The following is a 25,780-nucleotide window of genomic DNA, read 5'->3' on the forward strand; positions in this document are numbered from 1 at the left end:
CCGCATCGGGTGGTTACAGCACGTTATCAGCACCGACCCAGTCGGCTGCCAATAACGGAAAAAGGCCGGTGGCAAGAGCCACCAGCCATCAGCCTGTCGCTTAACGCTCGGGCTGGAGGAGCAAAGTCGATGCTTACTTCAGCTCGACTTTAGCGCCTGCTTCTTCCAGAGCTGCTTTGGCTTTGTCAGCTGCGTCTTTGGCAACAGCTTCCAGAACCATGGCAGGTGCGCCGTCAACTACAGCCTTGGCTTCTTTCAAGCCCAGACCGGTCAGTTCACGTACAGCCTTGATCACGTTAACTTTCTTCTCGCCAGCTTCGGTCAGCATGACGTTGAATTCGGTTTGCTCTTCAGCAACGGCAGCAGCAACAGCTGGACCAGCCGATGCAGCAGCAGCGGTAACGCCGAATTTTTCTTCGAAAGCTTTGATCAGCTCAACAACTTCCATTACGGACATGTTGCCAACTGCTTCAAGGATATCGTTCTGAGAGATAGACATGAATCTAATTCCTGATATTGGGGACGGCCTACGCGACCATCGAAAAAAACAAAAAACGCGAGAAGTTGACGAGCCTTAGGCTGCAGCAGCTTCTTTCTGGTCGCGAATTGCCGCCAGAGTACGAGCCAACTTGCTGGTAGCGCCTTGAATCACGCTCATCAGCTGAGAAATTGCTTCGTCACGGGTCGGCAGAGTTGCCAGTACGTCGATTTGGTTAGCTGCGAGGAACTTGCCCTCGAACGCAGCTGCCTTGATCTCGAACTTGTCCTGACCCTTTGCGAATTCCTTGAAGATCCGGGCAGCAGCGCCTGGATGTTCTTTGGAGAACGCAATCAGGGTAGGGCCAGTGAACACGTCGTTGAGGACACTGAATTCAGTGTCAGCAACAGCGCGCTTGAGCAGGGTGTTACGTACAACACGTACGTAAACGCCAGCTTCACGAGCCTCTTTACGGAGTCCGGTCATCGCGCCTACTGTTACGCCACGGGCATCAGCCACGACAGCGGACAGAGCGACTTTGGCAGCCTCGTTGACTTCAGCGACGATGGCCTTCTTGTCTTCGAGTTTAATTGCCACGGGTTTAACTCCTGCTTGTTACCGTTTCATCTGGTCGAAACCGGATGTCGTTTTGGTGTCTGATTCGGTAAGGAACCGGGAGCACCATCTGCGTAGGCTTGTGGTTTAAGACTTGCGTCGCCTACGGTCTTGGATAGCCCCCGCCAGGCAGGGACCCCAATTTTTCAATTGGCGCAATCGCTTGCACCAATCTGTGTCTTACGCGTCGAGCGAGCTTTGGTCGATGACCAGACCTGGGCCCATAGTGGTGCTCAGGGTAACGCGCTTGACGTAAATGCCTTTCGAGGAAGCTGGCTTGATACGCTTCAGATCAGCGATCAGGGCTTCAACGTTTTCCTTCAGCTTGACGGCGTCGAAGCCGATCTTGCCAACGGAAGTGTGGATGATGCCGTTTTTGTCGGTGCGATAACGAACCTGACCAGCCTTGGCGTTTTTAACCGCGGTAGCTACGTCTGGGGTTACGGTGCCGACTTTAGGGTTAGGCATCAGGCCACGTGGACCGAGGATCTGACCCAACTGACCTACAACGCGCATTGCATCCGGGGATGCGATCACTACGTCATAGTTCAGGTCGCCGCCTTTCATTTCGGCAGCCAGATCGTCCATGCCTACGCGGTCAGCGCCGGCAGCCAGAGCGGCTTCAGCAGCTGGACCCTGGGTGAACACAGCAACGCGAACGGTCTTGCCAGTGCCGTGTGGCAGCACAGTAGCGCTACGAACGACCTGGTCGGATTTACGCGGGTCAACACCCAGGTTTACAGCTACGTCGAACGACTCGCTGAACTTGACAGTCGACAGCTCGGCCAGCAGGGCAGCAGCGTCTACAAAGTTGTAGGCCTTGCCTGCTTCGATTTTGCCGGCGATAGCCTTTTGACGCTTGGTCAGCTTAGCCATTACACACCCTCCACGTTAAGGCCCATGCTACGAGCAGAACCGGCGATGGTACGCACGGCTGCTTCCATATCAGCTGCAGTCAGATCCGCGTTTTTGGTTTTCGCGATTTCTTCCAGCTGAGCACGGGTCACGGTGCCAACCTTAACGGTGTTCGGACGAGCGGAACCGCTGGTCAGACCGGCCGCCTTCTTCAGCAGAACCGAAGCAGGGGTGGATTTGGTTTCGAAAGTGAAGCTACGGTCGCTGTAGACAGTGATGATCACTGGAGTCGGCAGACCTGGCTCAAGACCCTGAGTACGGGCGTTGAAAGCCTTGCAGAATTCCATGATGTTCACGCCGTGCTGACCCAGAGCAGGACCAACAGGTGGGCTTGGGTTAGCCTGAGCGGCCTTCACTTGCAGCTTGATGTAAGCGGTAATCTTCTTGGCCATGAGGCACTCCAATTACGGGTTCGAACGCCTCGAGAGGCTCCCCGGTTACTTGCGCGTTTATCCCAGTGACGACAAAACCCCACAGCCTACGGCTGCGGGGTTGGGATTTTTGTTCAACTAGACCTTTTCGACCTGGCTGAACTCGAGCTCCACCGGAGTAGAGCGACCGAAAATGAGCACTGCGACCTGAATCCGGCTCTTTTCGTAGTTAACTTCTTCAACAACACCGGTAAAGTCCGCAAACGGACCGTCGTTGACGCGCACCGACTCACCCGGCTCGAACAACGTCTTCGGCTTCGGCTTGTCGCTGCCATCGGCAACGCGACGCAGAATGGCTTCTGCTTCTTTATCGGTGATTGGCGCAGGCTTATCAGCAGTACCGCCGATGAAACCCATCACCCGAGGAGTATCCTTGACCAAGTGCCAAGTACCCTCGTTCATATCCATCTGCACCAGCACATAGCCAGGGAAGAATTTGCGTTCGCTTTTGCGCTTCTGGCCATTGCGCATTTCAACCACTTCTTCAGTGGGAACCAGAATCTCGCCGAAGCCATCTTCCATACCGGCCAGCTTTACGCGCTCGATCAGCGAGCGCATTACATGCTTCTCGTAACCGGAGTAAGCATGCACAACATACCAACGCTTAGCCACGGGACACCCTTAGCCGACGATCAAGGAAACAAGCCAGCCGAGCAGGGAATCAAGCCCCCACAACAGCAACGCCATAACCAGGACAACAGCCACAACGATCAACGTGGTCTGCGTGGTTTCTTGGCGAGTTGGCCAAACGACTTTACGAATTTCGGTGCGCGCTTCCTTAACCAGTACAAAGAAAGACTTGCCCTTGACCGTCTGCAGGCCTACAAAGGCAGCTACAGCAGCAATAGCAAGCAATGCGAGTACGCGGTACAGGATCGGCGAAGCAGAAAAGTACTGATTGCCAACAACGCCAACAACCACCAGAGCGACTACTACAAGCCACTTGAGGAGGTCGAAACGAGAGCCTTGAGCTTCAGCTTTAGGAGTCATCTATGAAGATCCTGTGAAAAGAAAGCCAGACACACCGAGTGAATCTGGCAGGTCAGGAGGGAATCGAACCCCCAACCTACGGTTTTGGAGACCGTCGCTCTGCCAATTGAGCTACTGACCTAAAACAAAATCAGGCCGACCATTATGCCGACCCGAAAAAGACTTTACAACACTTACCAGGCAATCCTGGTTGCAACACCGGCATTCTCGACACCGGCAACCTTCAGAAACACAATCAGGCGCAACCACTACCACCTAAAACAAAGGCAGATATTTTCATATCTGCCTTGTTATATGGAGCTCTTGAGCGGATTTGAACCGCTGACCTCACCCTTACCAAGGGTGTGCTCTACCAACTGAGCTACAAGAGCGTAACACTGTGCAAAACCCGTAAACTTGGAGCGGGTAGCGGGAATCGAACCCGCATCATCAGCTTGGAAGGCTGAGGTTCTACCACTAAACTATACCCGCGAGGCTTACAGCTCTCGCTAAAAATGGTGGAGGGGGAAGGATTCGAACCTTCGAAGTCGTAGACGTCAGATTTACAGTCTGATCCCTTTGGCCGCTCGGGAACCCCTCCTAAGCGAGCCGGCATTCTACATCATGCCAGCCTTCTGTCAAGCATTTTTCTCATTAAAAACCTGAGCTTAGCTGCGTTGACCTCGCTTCACACCGTTAACCGTTTCCGGTGTTCGCTGTGGAGCGGGCGCCATTCTATGCAAACTATTCGATGGGTGCAACCCCCTCGCACGGCATTATTTTATGTTTTAACTCATTGAATTCTTTAGAAAGGTTTATCAGCTGCAAATCGTCCAGCCAACGCCGGCTTTCCGGCGCGATACGCACCCAATACCCTGCCCCTTCGGTCGCAGCTTTCGGCAGGGACTGATACTTGACCTCCATCCCGCTCAAACGACGCTCAACCGCCTGCGCGGCCTCCTGGCGCGTATAGCCGCCCAGATAAAGGCAGCCATTGTCTGTCGAGACAGCTTTACCCCTATCCTTGGAGACGTCACCTGCTTCGCTCAACAAGCGGATATCTTGTTGAGACCCGCGATACAGACTCAAAGGCGTGACATCCTTCGCGCGCAGAGGAGCCTCTTGTTGATGCCAGATGTAGTAGAAGCCATTGAGGACAAGCAGCAGCAGAAACAACCAACGCATAAAAACCTCAGGACAAGGGACAGGCCATGGCCAATCCGACAAACACCAAGTCCGGAACAACCCTGGCCTGAGGCACGGCCTCAGTAACCAGGCTCGCATCCCCCCCGGTGAGGAATACGACAAAGTCCTCACCCCAGTAGCTGCGCGCCAACTCGAGCTGAGTCATTACGAAGCCGCGCAACATCAACAGACAACCACGCTCTACAGCCTCGACAGTCGCGCGCCCCGGGACAAGACTTTCCAGAGCCTGCTCGGCCGCCAGATCCCCATAACGAATTTTGCGAGTGTGGGTGCGCAATTGGTTTCGCATCAACGGCATCCCCGGACAGATGAAACCACCCAGGTGCTCTCCATCCGCCGCGATAAAGTCAGCAGTCACCGCCGTACCGAAGTCGAGCACCAGGCACGCACCTGAAGCCAGATGAAAGCCTCCGAGCATTGCAAGCCACCGGTCCAGACCCAGCCGCTCAAACTCCTCATACCCATTGCGCACACCTGACATTTCGCGCGCTGGCGTTGCGCACACAACCGGCACATCAAAGGTATCCCTGAGCAAAGACGTCAGCGCAGCGGTTTCCTCCGCGGTCCTGACGCTCACCAGCCGGCAAAATGTGAGGGCAAGCCCTTTGAGCCCCCCCAACCCCTCCAGCAATGCGAAATTGGAATCGACGACTCCCTCACCAAGCACCTGCCCGGCATTAACGGCAAGCACACGCCACTTGATGAAACTATTCCCACAATCGAGCTCAAGAATCATCACGCAACCTCAGGCTCAACTCACCACCACTGAAGACTTTCTCCACACCATCCACCTTCAGGCGCAAGGCGCCCTGGCCATCGATACCAAGTACCTCACCATCAATTTGATTGACACCGGCAATCAACGACACGCTTCGCCCCTGCCACAGATGATTTTGCTCCCACTCCGACTGGATGGCCAAAAAACCACCCGCCTGGTGACGAGCCAGGTATCGCTGCAGCATCTCCCCCAGCATCGCGACCAATTGGTTGCGATCAAACAATTTGCCTGACTCGAGCCGCAGGGATGTCCATTGCTGGTCCACTTCGTCAGCGGACTGCATGTTCACATTGATTCCCACTCCCAGGACCACGTGACACACATCAGCAGGATCACCAACCAACTCGAGCAGTATCCCCGCGATTTTTTTCTGACCTACAAGGACATCGTTAGGCCATTTCAATCCAGCGGCTGCAATACCGAGCTCACGCAACGTCTGCAAGACAGCGAGCCCAACGACGAGACTCAAGCCCTCCAACTGACGCATCCCACCATCAATGCGTAGCACCAGGCTGTAATAGACGTTTTCTGCGAACGGACTAACCCACTTGCGACCACGCCGCCCACGCCCGGCTGTCTGCCGCTCCGAAAGCACCACAAACGGCGCCGCTTGCCCACGATCTATAGCGCGCAGCGCCTCGGCATTAGTGGAGTCGATTGAATCGTAAACCCGGACGGGCCAGTTGCAAGAAGGCGCCTGAGCGCTTATCTCGGTAGGATCGAGCAGCGCCAATGGCGCGGACAATTGATAGCCGCGCCCACGAACCTTATGAATAGACAAACCCAGCTCAGCTTCCAAATGCTGAAGCTGCTTCCACACAGCGCTACGACTGACGCCCAGGGCAGCACCCAATGCTTGACCCGAATGGAATCGGCCATCTTTAAGAAGCTTTAACAACGTCAGCATGCAGGTCTCGCCTCACAATGAGGCCCGCATGATAGCCACGCACCGAGCGATTGCATAGAAATCCAGTAGCCGTGACTTTCCAGCGGACAAAAACAAAACCCCTACCTGCATACGCAGATAGGGGTTTCGGAATTTAATCTTGACGATGACCTACTCTCACATGGGGAAACCCCACACTACCATCGGCGATGCATCGTTTCACTGCTGAGTTCGGGATGGGATCAGGTGGTTCCAACGCTCTATGGTCGTCAAGAAATTCGGGTACTGAGTCGTGGCCGGCTGGCCTCGCTTCAGCAAATTGGGTATGTGATAAAAATCGGTGTTTTGTGAGCGTCGAACTTTCGGTTCTTTCGTCTTCACACACCGCAATCTGATGCTCTTTCGAGTAGTCAAATTGCTTGGGTGTTATATGGTCAAGCCTCACGGGCAATTAGTATTGGTTAGCTCAACGCCTCACAGCGCTTACACACCCAACCTATCAACGTCGTAGTCTTCGACGGCCCTTCAGGGGACTCAAGGTCCCAGTGAGATCTCATCTTGAGGCAAGTTTCCCGCTTAGATGCTTTCAGCGGTTATCTTTTCCGAACATAGCTACCCGGCAATGCCACTGGCGTGACAACCGGAACACCAGAGGTTCGTCCACTCCGGTCCTCTCGTACTAGGAGCAGCCCCTCTCAAATCTCAAACGTCCACGGCAGATAGGGACCGAACTGTCTCACGACGTTCTAAACCCAGCTCGCGTACCACTTTAAATGGCGAACAGCCATACCCTTGGGACCGGCTTCAGCCCCAGGATGTGATGAGCCGACATCGAGGTGCCAAACACCGCCGTCGATATGAACTCTTGGGCGGTATCAGCCTGTTATCCCCGGAGTACCTTTTATCCGTTGAGCGATGGCCCTTCCATACAGAACCACCGGATCACTAAGACCTACTTTCGTACCTGCTCGACGTGTCTGTCTCGCAGTCAAGCGCGCTTTTGCCTTTATACTCTACGACCGATTTCCGACCGGTCTGAGCGCACCTTCGTACTCCTCCGTTACTCTTTAGGAGGAGACCGCCCCAGTCAAACTACCCACCATACACTGTCCTCGATCCGGATAACGGACCTGAGTTAGAACCTCAAAGTTGCCAGGGTGGTATTTCAAGGATGGCTCCACGCGAACTGGCGTCCACGCTTCAAAGCCTCCCACCTATCCTACACAAGCAAATTCAAAGTCCAGTGCAAAGCTATAGTAAAGGTTCACGGGGTCTTTCCGTCTAGCCGCGGATACACTGCATCTTCACAGCGATTTCAATTTCACTGAGTCTCGGGTGGAGACAGCGCCGCCATCGTTACGCCATTCGTGCAGGTCGGAACTTACCCGACAAGGAATTTCGCTACCTTAGGACCGTTATAGTTACGGCCGCCGTTTACCGGGGCTTCGATCAAGAGCTTCGCGTTAGCTAACCCCATCAATTAACCTTCCGGCACCGGGCAGGCGTCACACCCTATACGTCCACTTTCGTGTTTGCAGAGTGCTGTGTTTTTAATAAACAGTCGCAGCGGCCTGGTATCTTCGACCGGCGTGGGCTTACGGAGCAAGTCCTTCACCCTCACCGGCGCACCTTCTCCCGAAGTTACGGTGCCATTTTGCCTAGTTCCTTCACCCGAGTTCTCTCAAGCGCCTTGGTATTCTCTACCCAACCACCTGTGTCGGTTTGGGGTACGGTTCCTGGTTACCTGAAGCTTAGAAGCTTTTCTTGGAAGCATGGCATCAACCACTTCGTGTTCCAAAGGAACACTCGTCATCAGCTCTCGGCCTTAAGATCCCGGATTTACCTAAGATCTCAGCCTACCACCTTAAACTTGGACAACCAACGCCAAGCTGGCCTAGCCTTCTCCGTCCCTCCATCGCAATAACCAGAAGTACAGGAATATTAACCTGTTTTCCATCGACTACGCTTTTCAGCCTCGCCTTAGGGACCGACTAACCCTGCGTCGATTAACGTTGCGCAGGAAACCTTGGTCTTTCGGCGTGGGTGTTTTTCACACCCATTGTCGTTACTCATGTCAGCATTCGCACTTCTGATACCTCCAGCAAGCTTCTCAACTCACCTTCACAGGCTTACAGAACGCTCCTCTACCGCATCATCCGAAGATGATACCCGTAGCTTCGGTGTATGGTTTGAGCCCCGTTACATCTTCCGCGCAGGCCGACTCGACTAGTGAGCTATTACGCTTTCTTTAAAGGGTGGCTGCTTCTAAGCCAACCTCCTAGCTGTCTAAGCCTTCCCACATCGTTTCCCACTTAACCATAACTTTGGGACCTTAGCTGACGGTCTGGGTTGTTTCCCTTTTCACGACGGACGTTAGCACCCGCCGTGTGTCTCCCATGCTCGGCACTTGTAGGTATTCGGAGTTTGCATCGGTTTGGTAAGTCGGGATGACCCCCTAGCCGAAACAGTGCTCTACCCCCTACAGTGATACATGAGGCGCTACCTAAATAGCTTTCGAGGAGAACCAGCTATCTCCGAGCTTGATTAGCCTTTCACTCCGATCCACAGGTCATCCGCTAACTTTTCAACGGTAGTCGGTTCGGTCCTCCAGTCAGTGTTACCTAACCTTCAACCTGCCCATGGATAGATCGCCCGGTTTCGGGTCTATTCCCAGCGACTAGACGCCCTATTAAGACTCGCTTTCGCTACGCCTCCCCTATTCGGTTAAGCTCGCCACTGAAAATAAGTCGCTGACCCATTATACAAAAGGTACGCAGTCACCCAACAAAGTGGGCTCCCACTGCTTGTACGCATACGGTTTCAGGATCTATTTCACTCCCCTCTCCGGGGTTCTTTTCGCCTTTCCCTCACGGTACTAGTTCACTATCGGTCAGTCAGTAGTATTTAGCCTTGGAGGATGGTCCCCCCATATTCAGACAAAGTTTCTCGTGCTCCGTCCTACTCGATTTCATGACTAAGAGATTTTCGCGTACAGGGCTATCACCCACTATGGCCGCACTTTCCAGAGCGTTCCGCTAATCTCAAAGCCACTTAAGGGCTAGTCCCCGTTCGCTCGCCACTACTAAGGGAATCTCGGTTGATTTCTTTTCCTCAGGGTACTTAGATGTTTCAGTTCCCCTGGTTCGCCTCTTGCACCTATGTATTCAGTACAAGATAACCATCTTATGATGGCTGGGTTCCCCCATTCAGACATCTCCGGATCAAAGTCTGTTTGCCGACTCCCCGAAGCTTTTCGCAGGCTACCACGTCTTTCATCGCCTCTGACTGCCAAGGCATCCACCGTATGCGCTTCTTCACTTGACCATATAACCCCAAGCAATCTGGTTATACTATGAAGACGACATTCGCCGAAAATTCGAATTTCTCAACTAAGAGAACTCACAAATTTTACCTTAGCCTGATCCGTTACCAGTGAAAGTAACGTTCAGTCTATCTTTCTATCACATACCCAAATTTTTAAAGAACGAACTAGTCAAAGACTAGAAATCAACATTCACCATCGAACCGATGGAATGCTCATTTCTAAGCTTTATACAATCAGAAGCAGTAGTGGTGGAGCCAAACGGGATCGAACCGTTGACCTCCTGCGTGCAAGGCAGGCGCTCTCCCAGCTGAGCTATGGCCCCGTATTTCTACAGGCGTTTCCCACACAAAATTGGTGGGTCTGGGCAGATTCGAACTGCCGACCTCACCCTTATCAGGGGTGCGCTCTAACCAACTGAGCTACAGACCCAATTTCGGGCTGCTTCTATATCGTCTTCTTCAATGAATCAAGCAATTCGTGTGGGAACTTATGGAGCAGCTGAGTCGTCGATTAAGGAGGTGATCCAGCCGCAGGTTCCCCTACGGCTACCTTGTTACGACTTCACCCCAGTCATGAATCACACCGTGGTAACCGTCCTCCCGAAGGTTAGACTAGCTACTTCTGGTGCAACCCACTCCCATGGTGTGACGGGCGGTGTGTACAAGGCCCGGGAACGTATTCACCGCGACATTCTGATTCGCGATTACTAGCGATTCCGACTTCACGCAGTCGAGTTGCAGACTGCGATCCGGACTACGATCGGTTTTGTGGGATTAGCTCCACCTCGCGGCTTGGCAACCCTCTGTACCGACCATTGTAGCACGTGTGTAGCCCAGGCCGTAAGGGCCATGATGACTTGACGTCATCCCCACCTTCCTCCGGTTTGTCACCGGCAGTCTCCTTAGAGTGCCCACCATTACGTGCTGGTAACTAAGGACAAGGGTTGCGCTCGTTACGGGACTTAACCCAACATCTCACGACACGAGCTGACGACAGCCATGCAGCACCTGTCTCAATGTTCCCGAAGGCACCAATCCATCTCTGGAAAGTTCATTGGATGTCAAGGCCTGGTAAGGTTCTTCGCGTTGCTTCGAATTAAACCACATGCTCCACCGCTTGTGCGGGCCCCCGTCAATTCATTTGAGTTTTAACCTTGCGGCCGTACTCCCCAGGCGGTCAACTTAATGCGTTAGCTGCGCCACTAAGAGCTCAAGGCTCCCAACGGCTAGTTGACATCGTTTACGGCGTGGACTACCAGGGTATCTAATCCTGTTTGCTCCCCACGCTTTCGCACCTCAGTGTCAGTATCAGTCCAGGTGGTCGCCTTCGCCACTGGTGTTCCTTCCTATATCTACGCATTTCACCGCTACACAGGAAATTCCACCACCCTCTACCATACTCTAGCTTGTCAGTTTTGAATGCAGTTCCCAGGTTGAGCCCGGGGCTTTCACATCCAACTTAACAAACCACCTACGCGCGCTTTACGCCCAGTAATTCCGATTAACGCTTGCACCCTCTGTATTACCGCGGCTGCTGGCACAGAGTTAGCCGGTGCTTATTCTGTCGGTAACGTCAAAACAGCAACGTATTAAGTTACTGCCCTTCCTCCCAACTTAAAGTGCTTTACAATCCGAAGACCTTCTTCACACACGCGGCATGGCTGGATCAGGCTTTCGCCCATTGTCCAATATTCCCCACTGCTGCCTCCCGTAGGAGTCTGGACCGTGTCTCAGTTCCAGTGTGACTGATCATCCTCTCAGACCAGTTACGGATCGTCGCCTTGGTGAGCCATTACCTCACCAACTAGCTAATCCGACCTAGGCTCATCTGATAGCGCAAGGCCCGAAGGTCCCCTGCTTTCTCCCGTAGGACGTATGCGGTATTAGCGTTCCTTTCGAAACGTTGTCCCCCACTACCAGGCAGATTCCTAGGCATTACTCACCCGTCCGCCGCTGAATTCAGGAGCAAGCTCCTGTCATCCGCTCGACTTGCATGTGTTAGGCCTGCCGCCAGCGTTCAATCTGAGCCATGATCAAACTCTTCAGTTCAAACATCTTTGGGTTTTGAGAAAACCCTAAACTTGGCTCAGCAATCGTTGGTTACATCTTTGATTTCTCGCGAAGTAACTTGCGATGCTGATAATCTGTTGACTAGCAGTCTGACTCCACAAGCACCCACACGAATTGCTTGATTCAGTTGTTAAAGAGCGGTTGGTTAAGATCTTTCGTCTCAACCGAGGCGCGCATTCTACAGCAGCCTCATTTGCTGTCAAGTGATTATTTTCAGAAGCTTTCAAAGTTTCCTTTGTAACTTCAACCACTTGCGCTTCAGATCTCTCATCAGCGGGAGGCGAATTCTACAGCGTTACACGCTGCTGTCAACACCTCTTTTTCAACTCCCTTTCGGCTTCGATGAACTGAAGCAACCCGCTGCCGAAAACTGCGTAACTCTTTGTTTACCAAGGAGTTTTCCGTTTCGACTGCGCCGGAAGTGGGGCGAATTATAGGCTTCTGGAATTCGCCGTCAACCCCTTATTTCAGCTTTATTCGGATTTGAGCGTAATACGCGCAAATGCCTTCTTCCCGGCCTGGCAAACATGGGTCGCGCCCAGTGCGTATATAAAGGTGCGATCGACAACCTCACCATCTATACGTACACCACCGGAACCCAGGAGATCTCGCGCCACCGCCGAATTCTTAACCAACCCCGCTTTATTAAGGACAGCAGCGATCGGCATGTCTTCGGCAGCAGTCAGTTCGATTTCCGGCAGATCATCCGGCAGCTCGCCATCCTTCATACGGTTACCGGCGGCACGATGAGCATTGGCCGCAGCCTCCTCACCATGGAAGCGCGCAACGATCTCCTCAGCCAACTTGATCTTGATATCGCGCGGATTGGCACCCGCCTCGACATCAGCGCGGAACGCATTGATCTCATCCATGGAGCGGAAGCTGAGCAACTCGAAGTAACGCCACATCAGCGCATCCGGAATGGAAACCAGCTTGCCGTACATCACACCCGGCGCCTCCTGGATGCCGACGTAGTTACCCAAGGACTTGGACATCTTCTTCACACCATCCAGACCTTCAAGCAGCGGCATGGTCAAAATGCACTGGGCTTCCTGACCATAACCACGCTGCAGCTCACGCCCCATCAGCAAGTTGAACTTCTGATCGGTGCCGCCGAGCTCCACGTCTGCGCGCAGAGCCACAGAGTCATAACCCTGAACCAGCGGATAAAGGAACTCATGAATGGCGATTGGCTGATTGGTTGTGTAGCGCTTGTCGAAGTCATCGCGCTCGAGCATACGAGCCACGGTGTATTGCGAAGTCAGGCGAATGAAGTCGGCTGGCCCCATCTGATCCATCCAGGTGGAGTTGAATGCCACTTCGGTTTTTGCCGGATCCAGAATCTTGAAGACCTGAGTCTTGTAGGTCTCGGCATTCTCGAGGACTTGCTCGCGAGTGAGCGGTGGACGCGTGGCACTCTTGCCACTCGGGTCGCCGATCATCCCGGTGAAGTCACCAATCAGGAAGATCACCTGATGCCCCAGCTCCTGGAACTGGCGCAGCTTATTAATAAGCACGGTGTGACCCAAGTGCAGATCCGGAGCCGTTGGATCGAAGCCCGCCTTAATACGTAGCGGCTGGCCACGCTTGAGCTTTTCAATCAGCTCGGACTCGACCAACAGTTCTTCCGCACCACGTTTGATCAGCGCTAGCTGTTCTTCAACCGACTTCATAACAGACCCGCAAGGCTCAGATTCAAAGGGAACCAACCATACAAGATCGTGCGTCAAATACAAGGTTTGCCCGGCGCACGGACGCCAATCCGCAGACAGAGTGCCTGCGGACTTGCTTCAGAGATGATTTGGTTATATTTTATACAGTTATTTCATCTTCATCATGTCATTCATCTTTTCCAATTCATCTTTTTCAAAGTCAAAACCACTTATGACCACAGAATCGTCTAAAGCGCCGCCGCTTTACCCGAAGACCCACTTGCTTGCTGCAAGTGGCATCGCCGCCCTTCTCAGTCTGGCGCTCCTGGTATTCCCTTCCAGCGATGTCGAAGCCAAAAAGACAACCCTGAGTCTTGAACTGGAAAGCCCCGCTGAACAACTGACACAAGAACAAGACGCTGCTGACGCCGTTCAAGCCACAAATGAACCAGCAACCTCCCCCTTCGCGCAGATCGAAAACAGCGCCGAGGACACCCAGGAAACCGCTCAAGCCGAACCTGCACCGGTGCCGGTCGTCGAAGAAAAGAAGACGGCAAGCCACAGGGAAGTGATCGTCACCAAGGGTGACACCCTCTCTACGCTGTTCGAGAAAGTCGGCCTACCAGCCACCTCAGTGCACGACGTGCTGGCCAGCGACAAGCAGGCCAAGCAGTTCAGCCAGCTCAAGCACGGGCAAAAACTCGAATTCGAACTGAGTCCTGACGGCCAGTTGACCAACCTGCACAGCAAGCTCAACGACCTCGAAAGCATCAGCCTGACCAAGAACGACAAGGGCTATACCTTCAACCGCATTACCGCAAAACCAACCGTGCGCTCGGCGTACGTTCATGGCGTGATCAACAGCTCGCTGTCGCAGTCCGCAGCCCGGGCCGGCTTGTCTCACAGCCTCACCATGGACATGGCCAGTGTGTTTGGCTACGACGTGGACTTCGCCCAGGATATTCGCCAGGGCGACGAGTTCGATGTGATCTACGAGCAAAAAGTGGTCAACGGCAAGGCCGTCGGCACTGGCCCGATCCTGTCGGCGCGCTTCACCAACCGCGGCAAGACCTACACCGCCGTGCGCTACACCAACAAACAAGGCAACAGCAGTTACTACACTGCTGACGGCAACAGCATGCGCAAGGCGTTCATCCGCACACCGGTGGACTTCGCCCGCATCAGCTCGAAATTTTCCATGGGCCGCAAACACCCGATCCTGAACAAGATCCGCGCCCACAAAGGCGTCGACTACGCTGCACCGCGCGGCACGCCGATCAAGGCTGCCGGTGATGGCAAGGTGTTGCTGGCCGGCCGCCGTGGTGGCTACGGCAATACCGTGATCCTCCAGCACGGCAACACCTACACAACGCTCTACGGCCACATGCAAGGCTTCGCCAAAGGCGTGAAGACTGGCGGCACGGTGAAACAGGGCCAGGTGATTGGCTATATCGGCACCACCGGTCTCTCCACCGGTCCGCACCTGCATTACGAGTTCCAGGTGAATGGCGTGCACGTCGACCCGCTGGGCCAGAAAGTCGCGATGGCCGATCCAATCTCCAAAGCCGAGCGCGCACGCTTCCTGGCACAGAGCCAACCGCTGATGGCGCGCATGGACCAGGAAAAAGCCACTCAGCTGGCTTCGGCCAAGCGTTAAGTCATGGCGCTTTATATAGGTGTGATGTCCGGGACCAGCCTTGATGGCCTGGACATCGCGCTGATCGAGCAAACCCCGGCGATCAGGCTGATCGCCACGCACTACATCCCCATGCCCGATTCCCTGCGTACAGAGCTGCTTGGCCTGTGCGCCAGCGGTCCGGACGAGATTGCCCGTTCCGCCATCGCCCAGCAAAACTGGGTAAAGCTCGCGGCACAGGGCATCAATACCCTCCTCGCTCAACAGCACCTCATCCCTGACGACATCCGCGCGATTGGCAGCCATGGCCAGACCATTCGCCATGAGCCAGCGCGCGGTTTCACGGTGCAAATCGGCAACCCGGCGCTGCTGACCGAGCTGACGGGTATCACCGTGGTCAGCGACTTCCGCAGCCGCGACGTAGCCGCCGGCGGTCAAGGCGCTCCGCTGGTTCCAGCCTTTCATGAAGCCTTGTTCGAAGAGCGGGCCGGCAACCGTGCCGTACTGAACATCGGCGGTTTCAGCAACCTCAGCCTGATCGAGCCCGGCAAACCGGTGGCCGGTTTCGACTGCGGCCCAGGGAATGTGCTGCTGGATGCCTGGATTCATCAGCAGCGCGGCGACACCTATGACCGTGACGGCCAATGGGCCGCCAGCGGCAAGGTTGAACCCGATCTGTTGAAGGCACTGCTCAGCGACCCCTTCTTCGTCACCCAAGGCCCGAAGAGCACCGGCCGGGAAGTCTTCAACCTGCCATGGTTGATGCAGCACCTGGCGCAGCTGCCGACCTTCGCTGCCGAAGACGTACAGGCAACGCTGCTTGAGCTGACCGCACTGACCATCATCGAATCGCTGCAAGGCGCCCAGAAAGAGACTCAAGAAGTGCTGGTCTGCGGCGGTGGCGCGCATAACGCCGCACTGATGAATCGCCTGGCCAGTCTGCTGCCGAAGGCGAAAGTCAGCAGCACATCAGCATATGGCGTCGATCCTGACTGGGTCGAAGCCATGGCGTTTGCCTGGCTCGCTCACTGCTGCCTCGAAGGCATCGCCGCCAATCGCCCAAGCGTTACCGGCGCCCGTGGATTACGGGTCCTCGGCGCCATCTACCCCGCATAAATACCAGACAGCAAAACGCCGCAAGGCCCTGAGGCCGTGCGGCGTTCTGTGAAACAGGTGCGCTGATCAGATCGAGAACGAAGAACCGCAGCCACAAGTGGTGGTCGCATTCGGGTTCTTGATGACGAAACGCGACCCTTCCAGACCTTCCTGGTAGTCCACCTCGGCACCTGCCAGATACTGGAAGCTCATCGGATCGACAACCAGACTCACACCTTCGCGCTCGACGATGGTGTCATCATCGGCCACTTCTTCATCGAAGGTGAAGCCGTACTGAAAACCTGAACAACCGCCGCCCGTAACGAATACGCGCAGCTTCAAGCGATCATTCCCCTCTTCATCGACCAGGCTCTTCACCTTGTGCGCGGCACCGTGGGTGAATTGCAAAGCCGTGGGGGTGAAGGATTCGACGCTCATGCTGACTATCTCCCGGCGTTACGCCGTCATATTGCGTGATGACGCGCATTATCCGCTTCTCCTAGAAAAGCGGTCAACTATTGTTATGGTATATCAACCAATCCAGTCGCCGGCCCGGAATGCAAAAAGGCCCGTCAGACGGGCCTTTTGCTGTACGCGATAACGCTTACGGCAGCATGCCGGCGTGGGACAGGCCCAGACGCTCATCCAGCCCGAACAGAATGTTCATGTTCTGCACGGCCTGACCGGAAGCACCTTTGACCAGGTTGTCGATCACCGACAGCACCACCACCAGATCACCGTCCTGAGGGCGATGCACGGCAATGCGGCAGACGTTGGCACCCCGTACGCTACGCGTCTCCGGATGGCTGCCGGCCGGCATCACATCGACGAACGGTTCGTTGGCGTAGCGCTTTTCAAACAGCGCCTGCAAGTCCACCGAGCGATCAACAACGGTTGCGTAGAGTGTGGAGTGAATGCCACGAATCATCGGCGTCAGGTGCGGAACGAAGGTCAGGCCGACGTCCTTGCCTGCTGCGCGACGCAGCCCCTGGCGAATCTCCGGCAGGTGACGGTGACCTTTGACCGCATAAGCCTTCATGCTTTCCGACGTCTCGGAGTACAACGAACCTACGGAAGCGCCACGACCGGCACCGCTGACGCCGGACTTGCAGTCAGCAATCAGATGCGCAGCATCGGCCAGGCCGGCTTCGAGCAATGGCAGGAAACCCAATTGCGTTGCAGTTGGATAGCAGCCCGGCACGGCAATCAGGCGCGCTTTCTTGATCTGTTCGCGATTGACTTCCGGCAAGCCGTAGACCGCCTCGTCCAGCAACTCCGGTGCACCGTGCGGCTGGCCGTACCACTTGGCCCATTCATCCGCATCTTGTAGACGGAAGTCCGCCGACAGGTCGATGACCTTGGTCCCGGCCGCCAGCAACTCGCCCGCCAAGGCATGGGCAACACCGTGCGGTGTGGCGAAGAACACCACATCGCAGGCACCCAGGGTCTTGATGTCCGGAACGCTGAACGCCAGGCCGTCGTAATGGCCTCGCAGGTTCGGATACATGTCGGCCACGGCCAGGCCAGCCTCGGATCGGGAAGTGATGACAACCACCTCAGCTTGCGGATGTTGCGCCAACAGACGCAGCAGTTCGACACCGGTGTAACCCGTGCCGCCGACGATACCGACCTTGACCATAAACCTGCCCTCAACGAACCCACTGGAAAGCCGTCGATAATAGGGGCCGCGCGCCCCTGCGACAACCGTCAAGGTGACGTGCGGACGCTCAACCCCCTACTATTCCCACTACCGTGAATTGGGGAATAACCAAAAATGCTCTATCTGTGGCTCAAAGCGTTTCATATCGTCAGCGTCGTATGCTGGTTTGCCGGCCTGTTTTACCTGCCACGACTGTTCGTTTATCACGCACAAAGTGAGGACACGATCAGCAAGGAACGCTTCAGCGTCATGGAGCGCAAACTGTACCGGGGCATCATGGGCCCGGCGATGATCGCCACGCTGATCTTCGGCGGCTGGCTCATCTACCTCAATCCAGGCATCTTCAGCCAGGGTGGCTGGATACACGCCAAACTGACCCTGGTCGTGTTGCTGATCGGCTACCACCACATGTGCGGCGCCCAGGTAAAGCGTTTTGCCCGTGGCGAGAACACCCGCAGACATGTCTTTTATCGCTGGTTCAATGAAGTGCCGGTTCTGATATTGCTGGCTATCGTAATTCTGGTCGTCGTTCGGCCGTTCTAAATCCACCAGGCACAACTTACCGGGGTACTTCCAATGTCGCTGCCCGCTCTGCTCGAAGAACGTTTGCGTCTGCCCGTGGTGGCGGCGCCGATGTTCCTGATTTCCAATCCGCAATTGGTACTCGCCTGTTGTCGCCAGGGCGTGGTCGGCAGCTTCCCGGCGCTGAACCAGCGCGAAAGCAGCGGTTTCAAGGCCTGGTTGGAAGAAATCGAAGCCGGGCTGGCGACAATGGAGAATCCCGCGCCTTATGCCGTGAACCTGATCGTCCACAACAGCAATCCTCGTTTACAGGCGGATCTGCAGATCTGCGTCGAGCACAAAGTGCCGATCGTGATCACCAGCCTGGGCGCCGTGAAAGAACTGGTCGACGCGGTGCACAGCTACGGCGGCCTGGTGTTCCATGATGTGACCACTCGTCGTCATGCCGAGAAAGCGGCCGAAGCAGGCGTGGATGGCTTGATCGCCGTGGCTGCCGGCGCCGGTGGACACGCGGGGACCTGGAGCCCGTTCTCACTGATTGCCGAAATCCGCCAGTTTTTCGACAAGACCCTGTTACTGGCCGGCTGTTTGAACCACGGCCACGAAATTCTTGCAGCTCAATTGCTCGGCGCGGATCTGGCCTACTTTGGTACACGATTTATCGGTACGACCGAAAGTCACGCGCCCGACGCCTACAAAGAAATGCTGCTGACATCCAAAGCGGCAGACATCATCCATACTCCAGCCGTGTCGGGTGTCCCCGCGAGCTTCATGCGCCAGAGCCTGGAGGCCGCCGGTTTCGACATGGCCGCCTTGCAAGGCAAGGGCGAGATCAACTTCGGTTCCAAGCTCAAACCCGTGAGCGATGAGGCCAAAGCCTGGAAGACCGTTTGGTCTGCAGGCCAGGGCGTGGGAGAAATCGAAGACTTGCCGAGTGTCGAGCAGTTGATTGCGCGCCTCGACGCGGAGTACCGCCTGGCCCTGGAGCATGCCGCCCAGTTGCCAAAACGCTGGCCGCGCTGACAGCAAACCTTGGCCAGTCCTGCCCGGCTGGACTTACACTCGCCCGGGCACAACATTGTTCTTTCAACCTCTCGCGACAAGGATGCTTCGCACATGGGCGAAAATCATTTCAAAATCGTATTCGAGGGCGCCTTGCTGCCCGGTGTCGACATCACCACGGCAAAGCTCAATCTCGCCGATTTGTTCAAAAGCGATGTCACGGCCATTGAGCGCCTGTTCACCGGGCGTCCGGTAGCGCTCAAACGCAACCTGTCGCACGCCGATGCCCAGACCTATCTCCAGGCGCTGAGCAAAACCGGTATCGACGCCCGCATCGAAGCCGAAACGCCGATCGAGCTGAACCTCGCCGACGTTCATGACCATGCTCCGACCAGCAGCCAGGCGCCTTTTGCAGATCCGCAGTCCCCTTACGCGCCGCCTCGCGCGCCCGTCGGCGAAGCCGTAGCGGAATTCGCCACGCTCAAACCCTTCAGTTTCGATGGCCGTATCGGCCGCTTGCGCTACCTCGCCTGGACGCTGGTGCTGTCAACTGTGCTCCTGGCCGTGTGCGGGGTGTTTGCCTTGGTCGCCCTGGCTATCATCGGCGCGGATTCGACCGCCGGCCTGATATTGGGCAGCTTGCTGGCCTTTATCCTGTTCATCGGATTTGTATTCGTCAGCATCCAGATCACCGTTCAACGTTTGCACGATGTCGGCTGGTCCGGCTGGCTGTGGCTGCTGAACCTGGTGCCGTTCGTTGGCAGTTTCTTTCCGTTCGTGATCATGGTTGTGCCGGGCAACGACACCGCCAACCGCTACGGCCCGCCGCCTCCGCCGAACAGTACCGCAGTCAAGGTACTGTCTTCGCTGTGGCTGATCGTTATCGCGCTGGTTCTGTTCGGCTCGCTGGCCGGTGGTCTCACGGCGATACGGGAAGAATACAAAAGCGCCGCCCAGAGCAGCTACGACAGCAGTTCGGTCACCACCGATGAAATCGAAGTCGAGGTCGAACCGGTGCCAAATTCCTCCGACGATGCAGCCGAAGAGGCCCAGCCCCCTGTAGACTCTGCGAAAGAATGAACAGCGCTCCTGGCCCCTGACACCTGCGTCGCGGCGCGGAGCTGTTGCGATGGAGAACTGCATGACCCGTTACGCTCTGATCACTGGCGCCTCCAGCGGCATCGGCCTGGCAATGGCCGAAGCGCTGGCCCGGCGCGGCCGCAGCCTGATTCTGGTGGCCCGACAACGTGATCAGCTGGAAAGTATTGCGATTGAACTGACCCAACGGTTCGGCGTGGAAGTGCTGTTCCGTGCCTGCGACCTGGGCGAACCGCTGCGCCTGTCCGGATTCCTGCTGGAGCTGGAAGAAGGCGACCGGCAAATCGATCTGCTGGTCAACTGCGCCGGTATCGGCACATGCGGCCCGTTTCTGGCCCAGGACTGGATGACCGAGCAAGACCTGATCGAAGTGAACATCCTCGCCCTCACCCGCCTGTGCCATGCCATCGGCAACAGCATGGCCCTGCAAGGCGGCGGGCAGATTCTGAATGTGGCCTCTGTGGCGGCGTTTCAGCCGGGGCCGTGGATGAGCACCTATTACGCCAGCAAGGCGTATGTGCTGCACTTTTCCGAAGGATTGCGCGTCGAACTGAAAAAATGTGCGATCAAGGTTTCGGTGCTCTGCCCCGGGCCGACCCGCACGGCGTTTTTCCGTACCGCGCAACTCGACAGCGAAAAGCTGACCAACAGCAAACTGCTGATGAGCCCCGAGGAAGTGGCGCTCTACACTGTGCGCGCACTGGAAAAAAACAAGGCGATCATCATTCCCGGGCGGCGCAACCGCTGGTTCGCCTTCCTGCCGCGGCTTGGCTCGCGGTGGCTGACTCGCACAATCGCCGGCATGGTCAACAAGGCCTACTGCCCGCGCTGATCCAACCCAAGGTAAAAGGCTGGGCGCAGGCATACGCCATGAGTACACTCAGGCCAGCCCAAACAACGGAGAAAACAGCTGTGGATACTCTGTTCACCAAGATCATCAACCGGGAAATCCCGGCGAAGATCATTTACGAGGACGACCAGGTTCTGGCCTTCCACGACATTGCCCCACAGGCACCGGTACATTTCCTGGTGGTCCCGAAGAAACCCGTTCGCACCCTGAACGACCTGACCGAGGACGACAAGACATTGGCGGGGCACATCCTGTTCACCGCCCAGCGCCTGGCAAAGGAACTGGGTTGCGAAGACGGCTTCCGCGTCGTCATGAACTGCAATGAACTGGGTGGGCAAACTGTCTATCACATACATATGCACGTACTGGGTCAGCGCCAGATGCACTGGCCGCCGGGCTGATTACTGCTTCCCCCTGTGGGAGCGGGATTGCTCGCGAAGACGAAGTATCAGCCAGCATGGATGCTGAATGTCAGACCCTCTTCGCGAGCAAGCCCGCTCCCACAAAAGGCATCACGACACTGTCACAGTCTCTGCATCACAATGACCCAGCGCAAACCTTCCCCGGCCGATTGGGTTAAACTGGCCGCCGAAATTCCCCCGGAGGTCAGCATGACAACCCAACGTCACTACTCGCCAATTGACCGCCTTCTGCTGCAAGCCGATGCCGCGATGCGCACACTGCTGCCCTTCAGCGGCCAGCCGTACCGTCCGTCGCCCGCCATCGTGCAGCCGGATGCGAAAATGAGCGACGAAGACACGCGCCACGTTGCCGGCCTGATGCGCATCAACCACACCGGCGAAGTCTGCGCCCAGGCGCTGTACCAGGGACAGGCGCTGACCGCCAAGCTGCCGCAAGTGCGTGCTGCGATGGAGCATGCCGCCGAAGAAGAAATCGATCACCTGGTCTGGTGCGAACAACGCATCCATCAACTGGGTAGCCACACCAGCATCCTCAATCCGCTGTTTTATGGCATGTCGTTCGGGATTGGCGCAGTGGCCGGCCTGATCAGCGACAAAGTCAGCCTGGGGTTCGTTGCGGCAACGGAAGACCAGGTGTGCAAACACCTGAACGAACATCTGGAGCAATTGCCGGCCGAGGATGAAAAATCCCGGGCGATTCTTGAACAGATGCGTATCGATGAAGAACAACATGCCGAAAGTGCGCTGGATGCTGGCGGGTTCCGCTTTCCGGCACCGGTGAAGTTCGGGATGAGCCTGATGGCCAAGGTGATGACCAAGAGTACTTATCGGATCTGATTTCAGATTTTTTGTAGGAGCGAGCTTGCTCGCGATAAACCTGAGGGCAACGCGTTTATCCAGAAAACACGCGTTATCGTTAACGTCCATCGCGAGCAAGCTCGCTCCTACAAGGGCCAGCACCAGAATAAAAAAGGCGACTGCCGTGAGGGAGTCGCCTTTTTTGTGTCCGAAAATCTTACGCCATATTGCGCGCGTAGAAGATTTCGAGCATTTCGTGTTTCACCCGCTCGGTCACCTGGGCGCGCTGCTCAGAGGACAGGTTGCTGGTGGCGTCGCCGAACAGGTAGTTATCCAGTTCGAAGTTCTTCAGCAGCATCTTGGTGTGGAACAGGTTTTCCTGGTACACGTTCACGTCGGTCATCTGGTACGCGTCGTAAGTGTCATCGGAGAGGTAGTTCTGGATCGAATTGATCTCGTGGTCGATGAAGTGTTTTTTGCCTTCAACGTCACGGGTGAAGCCGCGCACACGGTAATCCACGGTCACGATGTCCGAATCGAACTGGTGAATCAGGAAGTTGAGCGCTTTAAGCGGTGAAATGACCCCGCAAGTCGACACGTCGATGTCCACACGGAAGGTTGCAATGCCGTCGTCCGGATGGATTTCCGGGTACGTGTGCACCGTGATGTGGCTCTTGTCGAGGTGGGCCAGGATGATTTCGGGCAACGGGCCCGGGGACTCTTCGATCTGGCTATCGGTCGGGGTCACCGGTTCTTCAGAAATCAGAATCGTGACGCTGGCGCCCTGTGGCTCATAGTCCTGACTGGCAATGTTCAGGATGTTGGCACCAATGATATCGACAACTTCCGTGAGGATCTGCGTCAGACGTTTCGCGTTGTACTCTTTATTGATGTACTCGACGTAAGCCTGCTGGTCTTGCGGAGTTTCCGCGTAGCAGATGTCATAGATGTTGAAGCTCAAGGTCTTTGTCAGGTTATTGAACCCGTGGAGCTTGAGTTTGCTTTTCACCGTTAAAAACTCTCTATGTGTTTGCGGCCCGGCCGCGTGATCAAGCATGCCCGTCAGATGCGAACAACGCACCTGCGTAGGACGGTTAACACCTCTTCGCGATGGCGATTTTGGTTGTCTGTTCGGGTGCGAGGCCTGTCGGCTGACGGGCCACTACCCTGAAAAAAGTGGCGCATTATGCAGACGTCAGCTTGGGATCGCCAGAGTCTGCACTGCTTTTATGATAGTTGAATGTCGATTCAACCGAGCTCGATGATTTCGTAGTCGTGAGTAATCTCGACACCGGCCGCGCCGAGCATGATCGAGGCCGAGCAATACTTCTCGGCAGACAGCTCGATGGCACGTTTGACCTGGGCTTCTTTCAGCCCGCGGCCCTTGACCACGAAATGCATGTGGATCTTGGTGAACACCTTTGGATCTTCGGTCGCGCGCTCGGCTTCGAGGAAGGCCTCACAGCTTTCGACCGCCTGGCGGGACTTCTTGAGGATGCTGACCACATCGAAATTGCTGCAACCGCCGACACCCAGCAGCAACATTTCCATCGGCCGGACACCCAGGTTACGTCCGCCGGCATCGGGCGGACCGTCCATGACCACGACATGACCGCTACCGGATTCGCCGAGGAACATGGCTTCGCCAGCCCATTGGATGCGTGCCTTCATCGCCAAGACTCCACTGTATAAAAAAGGGTCGCCAGCTTAGCACAGGCCCCGTGATTGCCAGCGCCCGGCGTCCTAGGACATATCCCACCGCCTTGTAGGTAAATGCTCGAATATTGCAGGAAGTGTCTGTTAAGCTGACGCCAATTCGCTGGCGCATGGCCAGCTATGAAGCGACTAAAAAGATCGCAGACTTCGCCAGTTCCTACAAAAATCCAAACACTCCGTGCAGTCTTTTCGGGATACAACCATGGTTGCTATTGCCCCCAACCCCAAGATCAAGAACGTCGACAAGCTGTTGATGCATTGCCAGCGCCGCCGTTATCAGGCCAAGAGCAACATCATTTGTGCCGGCGACCGCTCGGAAACGCTGTTTTTCATCATCAAAGGCTCAGTCACCATCCTGATCGAAGATGACGACGGCCGGGAAATGATCATTTCCTACCTGAACCCCGGGGACTTTTTCGGCGAGTTGGGTCTGTTTGAGCAGGCAGGCCTGGAGCAGGAGCGCAGCGCCTGGGTGCGGGCCAAGGTTGAATGCGAAGTCGCAGAAATCAGCTACGCGAAATTCCGCGAGTTGTCCCTGCAGGATCCGGATATTCTTTACGTCCTCAGCGGACAAATCGCACAGCGCCTGCGCAACACTACGCGCAAGGTCGGTGACCTGGCATTCTTTGATGTAACCGGTCGAGTCGCCCGCTGTCTGCTGGAGCTGTGCAAACAGCCAGACGCCATGACGCACCCCGATGGCATGCAAATCAAGGTGACCCGTCAGGAAATCGGGCGGATTGTCGGTTGTTCGCGGGAGATGGTCGGTCGCGTGCTCAAGGATCTGGAAGAACGCAACCTGGTGGACGTCAAAGGCAAGACCATGGTGGTCTTCGGTACGCGATAAGCTCGAAAACCTAGCCGCTGAACATCTGCGCCAGCATCAACCGGTAGAGTTCGTCCAGACGTGCCAGTGCATGGGGTGCCGCGAACTTCTCATGCAGCGCGATGTGGCTTTCGGCGCGTACCCGTTGCTCCAGACCGCAGGCCTCGTTGAAACGATTGACCGCGGCGACCATCGACGCTCGCTCGTTATCGATCAGCATCGCTCCGTGCACCAGTCCTACCGGACGCTGCCCACCCTGACTCTGGCGCCAGCGCTGGGCGGTTCCGACCATTTTGCGTCCATCGAGGTTGACGTTGAAGCGACCGTCACAGAAAGCGCCTTCGATTTCACCCAGGGACGAAGTACCACCCAACTCATCCAGCAACTGACAAATCGGATCGCACAAACGGTGGTAACCGGTTTCGATGCGATTCAGATCCCCTTCGCTGCGCGGCGGCGCGTAAACCAGTGCGATGTTGATGGTCGAGGCAGATTGCGGCACCGGCTCGCCACCGGTTTCACGCAACAACACCGGCCAACCTGCCGCCGCCGACACTTCACATGCAGCCTCGAAACCGGGCAGGCGGTTCAAACGGCGCGGCATGACCAGCGCCCGATCGCTCGGCTGCCAGAACAGCACGCCGAACTCCGCGTCGCCGGCGCAGACCGAGGCCAACAGATCCTGCTCGGCTTGCAGGCCAGCTTCGATGGTCAGGGGGATAGGTGAGGTCATAAGCTATTCCGTAGGACATGAAGTCTGTAGTGCATCTTATGCCGCCTTCGCGAGCAAGCCCGCTCCCACTGTGGATTTCTGGTATTAGCAAATTCCTG

At 56.0% G+C, this 25,780-nt stretch carries 24 protein-coding genes, 6 tRNA genes and 3 rRNA genes; 9 read left to right on the forward strand and 24 right to left on the reverse strand.

What is annotated here, in order from left to right; all coding sequences use genetic code 11:
- Positions 1-133: 133 nt before the first annotated feature.
- The 19 genes from rplL to tyrS form a co-directional block, all read right to left on the reverse strand.
- Entirely contained in the window at positions 134-499 is a 366-nt protein-coding gene (gene rplL, locus PspS34_RS25200) for a 50S ribosomal protein L7/L12 (RefSeq protein WP_007970414.1), read from the reverse strand.
- Between the two features lie 75 nt (positions 500-574).
- Positions 575-1,075, reverse strand: a complete 501-nt coding sequence (gene rplJ / locus PspS34_RS25205) for a 50S ribosomal protein L10 (protein WP_007970413.1) — start codon at positions 1,073-1,075, stop codon at positions 575-577.
- A 198-nt stretch (positions 1,076-1,273) separates the two neighbouring features.
- Positions 1,274-1,969 (reverse strand): 50S ribosomal protein L1, encoded by a 696-nt coding sequence (gene rplA, locus PspS34_RS25210; protein WP_003186095.1) that lies wholly within the window; start codon positions 1,967-1,969, stop codon positions 1,274-1,276.
- Positions 1,969-2,400, reverse strand: a complete 432-nt coding sequence (rplK, locus tag PspS34_RS25215) for a 50S ribosomal protein L11 (protein WP_007933726.1) — start codon at positions 2,398-2,400, stop codon at positions 1,969-1,971. Before rplK ends, rplA begins: the two co-directional genes overlap by 1 nt.
- A 117-nt stretch (positions 2,401-2,517) precedes the next feature.
- Positions 2,518-3,051: a transcription termination/antitermination protein NusG gene (gene nusG, locus PspS34_RS25220; protein WP_007984405.1), complete on the reverse strand. Its 534-nt coding sequence runs from the start codon at positions 3,049-3,051 to the stop codon at positions 2,518-2,520.
- A gap of 9 nt (positions 3,052-3,060) precedes the next feature.
- Positions 3,061-3,429 (reverse strand): preprotein translocase subunit SecE, encoded by a 369-nt coding sequence (gene secE / locus PspS34_RS25225; protein ID WP_007984402.1) that lies wholly within the window; start codon positions 3,427-3,429, stop codon positions 3,061-3,063.
- A 45-nt stretch (positions 3,430-3,474) separates the two neighbouring features.
- Positions 3,475-3,550: transfer RNA gene (locus PspS34_RS25230), tRNA-Trp, on the reverse strand.
- A 174-nt stretch (positions 3,551-3,724) separates the two neighbouring features.
- Positions 3,725-3,800: transfer RNA gene (locus PspS34_RS25235), tRNA-Thr, on the reverse strand.
- A gap of 26 nt (positions 3,801-3,826) precedes the next feature.
- Positions 3,827-3,900 (reverse strand) — tRNA-Gly (locus tag PspS34_RS25240).
- Positions 3,901-3,924: 24 nt separating this feature from the next.
- Positions 3,925-4,009 (reverse strand) — tRNA-Tyr (locus tag PspS34_RS25245).
- Between the two features lie 143 nt (positions 4,010-4,152).
- The gene (locus PspS34_RS25250) at positions 4,153-4,593 is read right to left on the reverse strand and encodes a hypothetical protein (RefSeq protein WP_154862079.1); all 441 of its coding nucleotides are present in this window, start codon (positions 4,591-4,593) and stop codon (positions 4,153-4,155) included.
- A 7-nt stretch (positions 4,594-4,600) separates the two neighbouring features.
- Positions 4,601-5,350, reverse strand: a complete 750-nt coding sequence (locus tag PspS34_RS25255; protein ID WP_154862078.1) for a pantothenate kinase — start codon at positions 5,348-5,350, stop codon at positions 4,601-4,603.
- On the reverse strand, positions 5,340-6,299 hold the full coding sequence (birA, locus tag PspS34_RS25260) for a bifunctional biotin--[acetyl-CoA-carboxylase] ligase/biotin operon repressor BirA (RefSeq protein WP_154862077.1): 960 nt from the start codon (positions 6,297-6,299) through the stop codon (positions 5,340-5,342). The genes PspS34_RS25255 and birA overlap by 11 nt, the downstream gene beginning before the upstream one ends.
- 137 nt (positions 6,300-6,436) lie before the next feature.
- A 5S ribosomal RNA gene (gene rrf, locus PspS34_RS25265) occupies positions 6,437-6,552 on the reverse strand.
- Positions 6,553-6,708: 156 nt separating this feature from the next.
- Positions 6,709-9,602: ribosomal RNA gene (locus PspS34_RS25270) — 23S ribosomal RNA — on the reverse strand.
- 247 nt (positions 9,603-9,849) lie between these two features.
- A tRNA-Ala gene (locus PspS34_RS25275) sits at positions 9,850-9,925 on the reverse strand.
- Between the two features lie 30 nt (positions 9,926-9,955).
- Positions 9,956-10,032, reverse strand: a tRNA-Ile gene (locus PspS34_RS25280).
- An 82-nt stretch (positions 10,033-10,114) separates the two neighbouring features.
- Positions 10,115-11,651: ribosomal RNA gene (locus tag PspS34_RS25285) — 16S ribosomal RNA — on the reverse strand.
- Together the 16S, 23S and 5S rRNA genes with 2 tRNA genes alongside form the textbook arrangement of a ribosomal RNA operon.
- Positions 11,652-12,145: 494 nt before the next feature.
- Complete coding sequence (gene tyrS, locus PspS34_RS25295; RefSeq protein ID WP_008051666.1) at positions 12,146-13,345, reverse strand: tyrosine--tRNA ligase; 1,200 nt, start codon at positions 13,343-13,345, stop codon at positions 12,146-12,148.
- 211 nt (positions 13,346-13,556) lie between these two features.
- On the opposite strand from tyrS, the gene PspS34_RS25300 reads away from it, so the two are divergent.
- The gene (locus PspS34_RS25300) at positions 13,557-14,981 is read left to right on the forward strand and encodes a peptidoglycan DD-metalloendopeptidase family protein (RefSeq protein ID WP_150813979.1); all 1,425 of its coding nucleotides are present in this window, start codon (positions 13,557-13,559) and stop codon (positions 14,979-14,981) included.
- 3 nt (positions 14,982-14,984) lie between these two features.
- A complete protein-coding gene (locus PspS34_RS25305; protein WP_057713093.1) occupies positions 14,985-16,076 on the forward strand; it encodes an anhydro-N-acetylmuramic acid kinase in 1,092 nt (363 codons plus the stop codon).
- Positions 16,077-16,142: 66 nt separating this feature from the next.
- Here PspS34_RS25305 and erpA read toward each other — a convergent pair whose 3' ends face one another.
- A complete protein-coding gene (erpA, locus tag PspS34_RS25310; protein WP_007906865.1) occupies positions 16,143-16,493 on the reverse strand; it encodes an iron-sulfur cluster insertion protein ErpA in 351 nt (116 codons plus the stop codon).
- 166 nt (positions 16,494-16,659) lie between these two features.
- Complete coding sequence (gene argC, locus PspS34_RS25315) at positions 16,660-17,694, reverse strand: N-acetyl-gamma-glutamyl-phosphate reductase (protein ID WP_007980174.1); 1,035 nt, start codon at positions 17,692-17,694, stop codon at positions 16,660-16,662.
- A gap of 135 nt (positions 17,695-17,829) precedes the next feature.
- Here argC and hemJ point away from each other — a divergent pair, with 135 nt between their 5' ends.
- The 6 genes from hemJ to coq7 all read left to right on the forward strand — a co-directional run bounded on the left by hemJ (position 17,830) and on the right by coq7 (position 22,446).
- On the forward strand, positions 17,830-18,258 hold the full coding sequence (hemJ, locus tag PspS34_RS25320) for a protoporphyrinogen oxidase HemJ (RefSeq protein WP_154861055.1): 429 nt from the start codon (positions 17,830-17,832) through the stop codon (positions 18,256-18,258).
- Between the two features lie 33 nt (positions 18,259-18,291).
- Entirely contained in the window at positions 18,292-19,260 is a 969-nt protein-coding gene (locus PspS34_RS25325; RefSeq protein WP_102670891.1) for a nitronate monooxygenase family protein, read from the forward strand.
- Between the two features lie 93 nt (positions 19,261-19,353).
- Complete coding sequence (locus PspS34_RS25330; protein ID WP_154861054.1) at positions 19,354-20,319, forward strand: DUF805 domain-containing protein; 966 nt, start codon at positions 19,354-19,356, stop codon at positions 20,317-20,319.
- 61 nt (positions 20,320-20,380) lie between these two features.
- Positions 20,381-21,169, forward strand: a complete 789-nt coding sequence (locus tag PspS34_RS25335; RefSeq protein WP_032829767.1) for an SDR family oxidoreductase — start codon at positions 20,381-20,383, stop codon at positions 21,167-21,169.
- Positions 21,170-21,249: 80 nt separating this feature from the next.
- Entirely contained in the window at positions 21,250-21,588 is a 339-nt protein-coding gene (locus PspS34_RS25340; RefSeq protein ID WP_057713090.1) for a histidine triad nucleotide-binding protein, read from the forward strand.
- Between the two features lie 210 nt (positions 21,589-21,798).
- The gene (coq7, locus tag PspS34_RS25345; RefSeq protein ID WP_008051652.1) at positions 21,799-22,446 is read left to right on the forward strand and encodes a 2-polyprenyl-3-methyl-6-methoxy-1,4-benzoquinone monooxygenase; all 648 of its coding nucleotides are present in this window, start codon (positions 21,799-21,801) and stop codon (positions 22,444-22,446) included.
- Between the two features lie 178 nt (positions 22,447-22,624).
- On the opposite strand, the gene speD is transcribed toward coq7, so the two are convergent.
- On the reverse strand, positions 22,625-23,416 hold the full coding sequence (gene speD, locus PspS34_RS25350; protein ID WP_057713089.1) for an adenosylmethionine decarboxylase: 792 nt from the start codon (positions 23,414-23,416) through the stop codon (positions 22,625-22,627).
- A gap of 239 nt (positions 23,417-23,655) precedes the next feature.
- The gene (locus tag PspS34_RS25355) at positions 23,656-24,078 is read right to left on the reverse strand and encodes an OsmC family protein (RefSeq protein ID WP_008061600.1); all 423 of its coding nucleotides are present in this window, start codon (positions 24,076-24,078) and stop codon (positions 23,656-23,658) included.
- Between the two features lie 247 nt (positions 24,079-24,325).
- Between PspS34_RS25355 and crp the strand changes: the two genes are divergently transcribed.
- Entirely contained in the window at positions 24,326-24,970 is a 645-nt protein-coding gene (crp, locus tag PspS34_RS25360; protein WP_154861053.1) for a cAMP-activated global transcriptional regulator CRP, read from the forward strand.
- Between the two features lie 10 nt (positions 24,971-24,980).
- Here the strand turns inward: crp and PspS34_RS25365 are convergent, their stop codons facing one another.
- Positions 24,981-25,682 (reverse strand): lipoate--protein ligase family protein, encoded by a 702-nt coding sequence (locus tag PspS34_RS25365; protein ID WP_154861052.1) that lies wholly within the window; start codon positions 25,680-25,682, stop codon positions 24,981-24,983.
- Positions 25,683-25,780: the final 98 nt, after the last annotated feature.

The sequence above is a fragment of the Pseudomonas sp. S34 genome (assembly GCF_009866745.1).
GTDB classification, from domain to species: Bacteria; Pseudomonadota; Gammaproteobacteria; order Pseudomonadales; family Pseudomonadaceae; genus Aquipseudomonas; species Aquipseudomonas jessenii.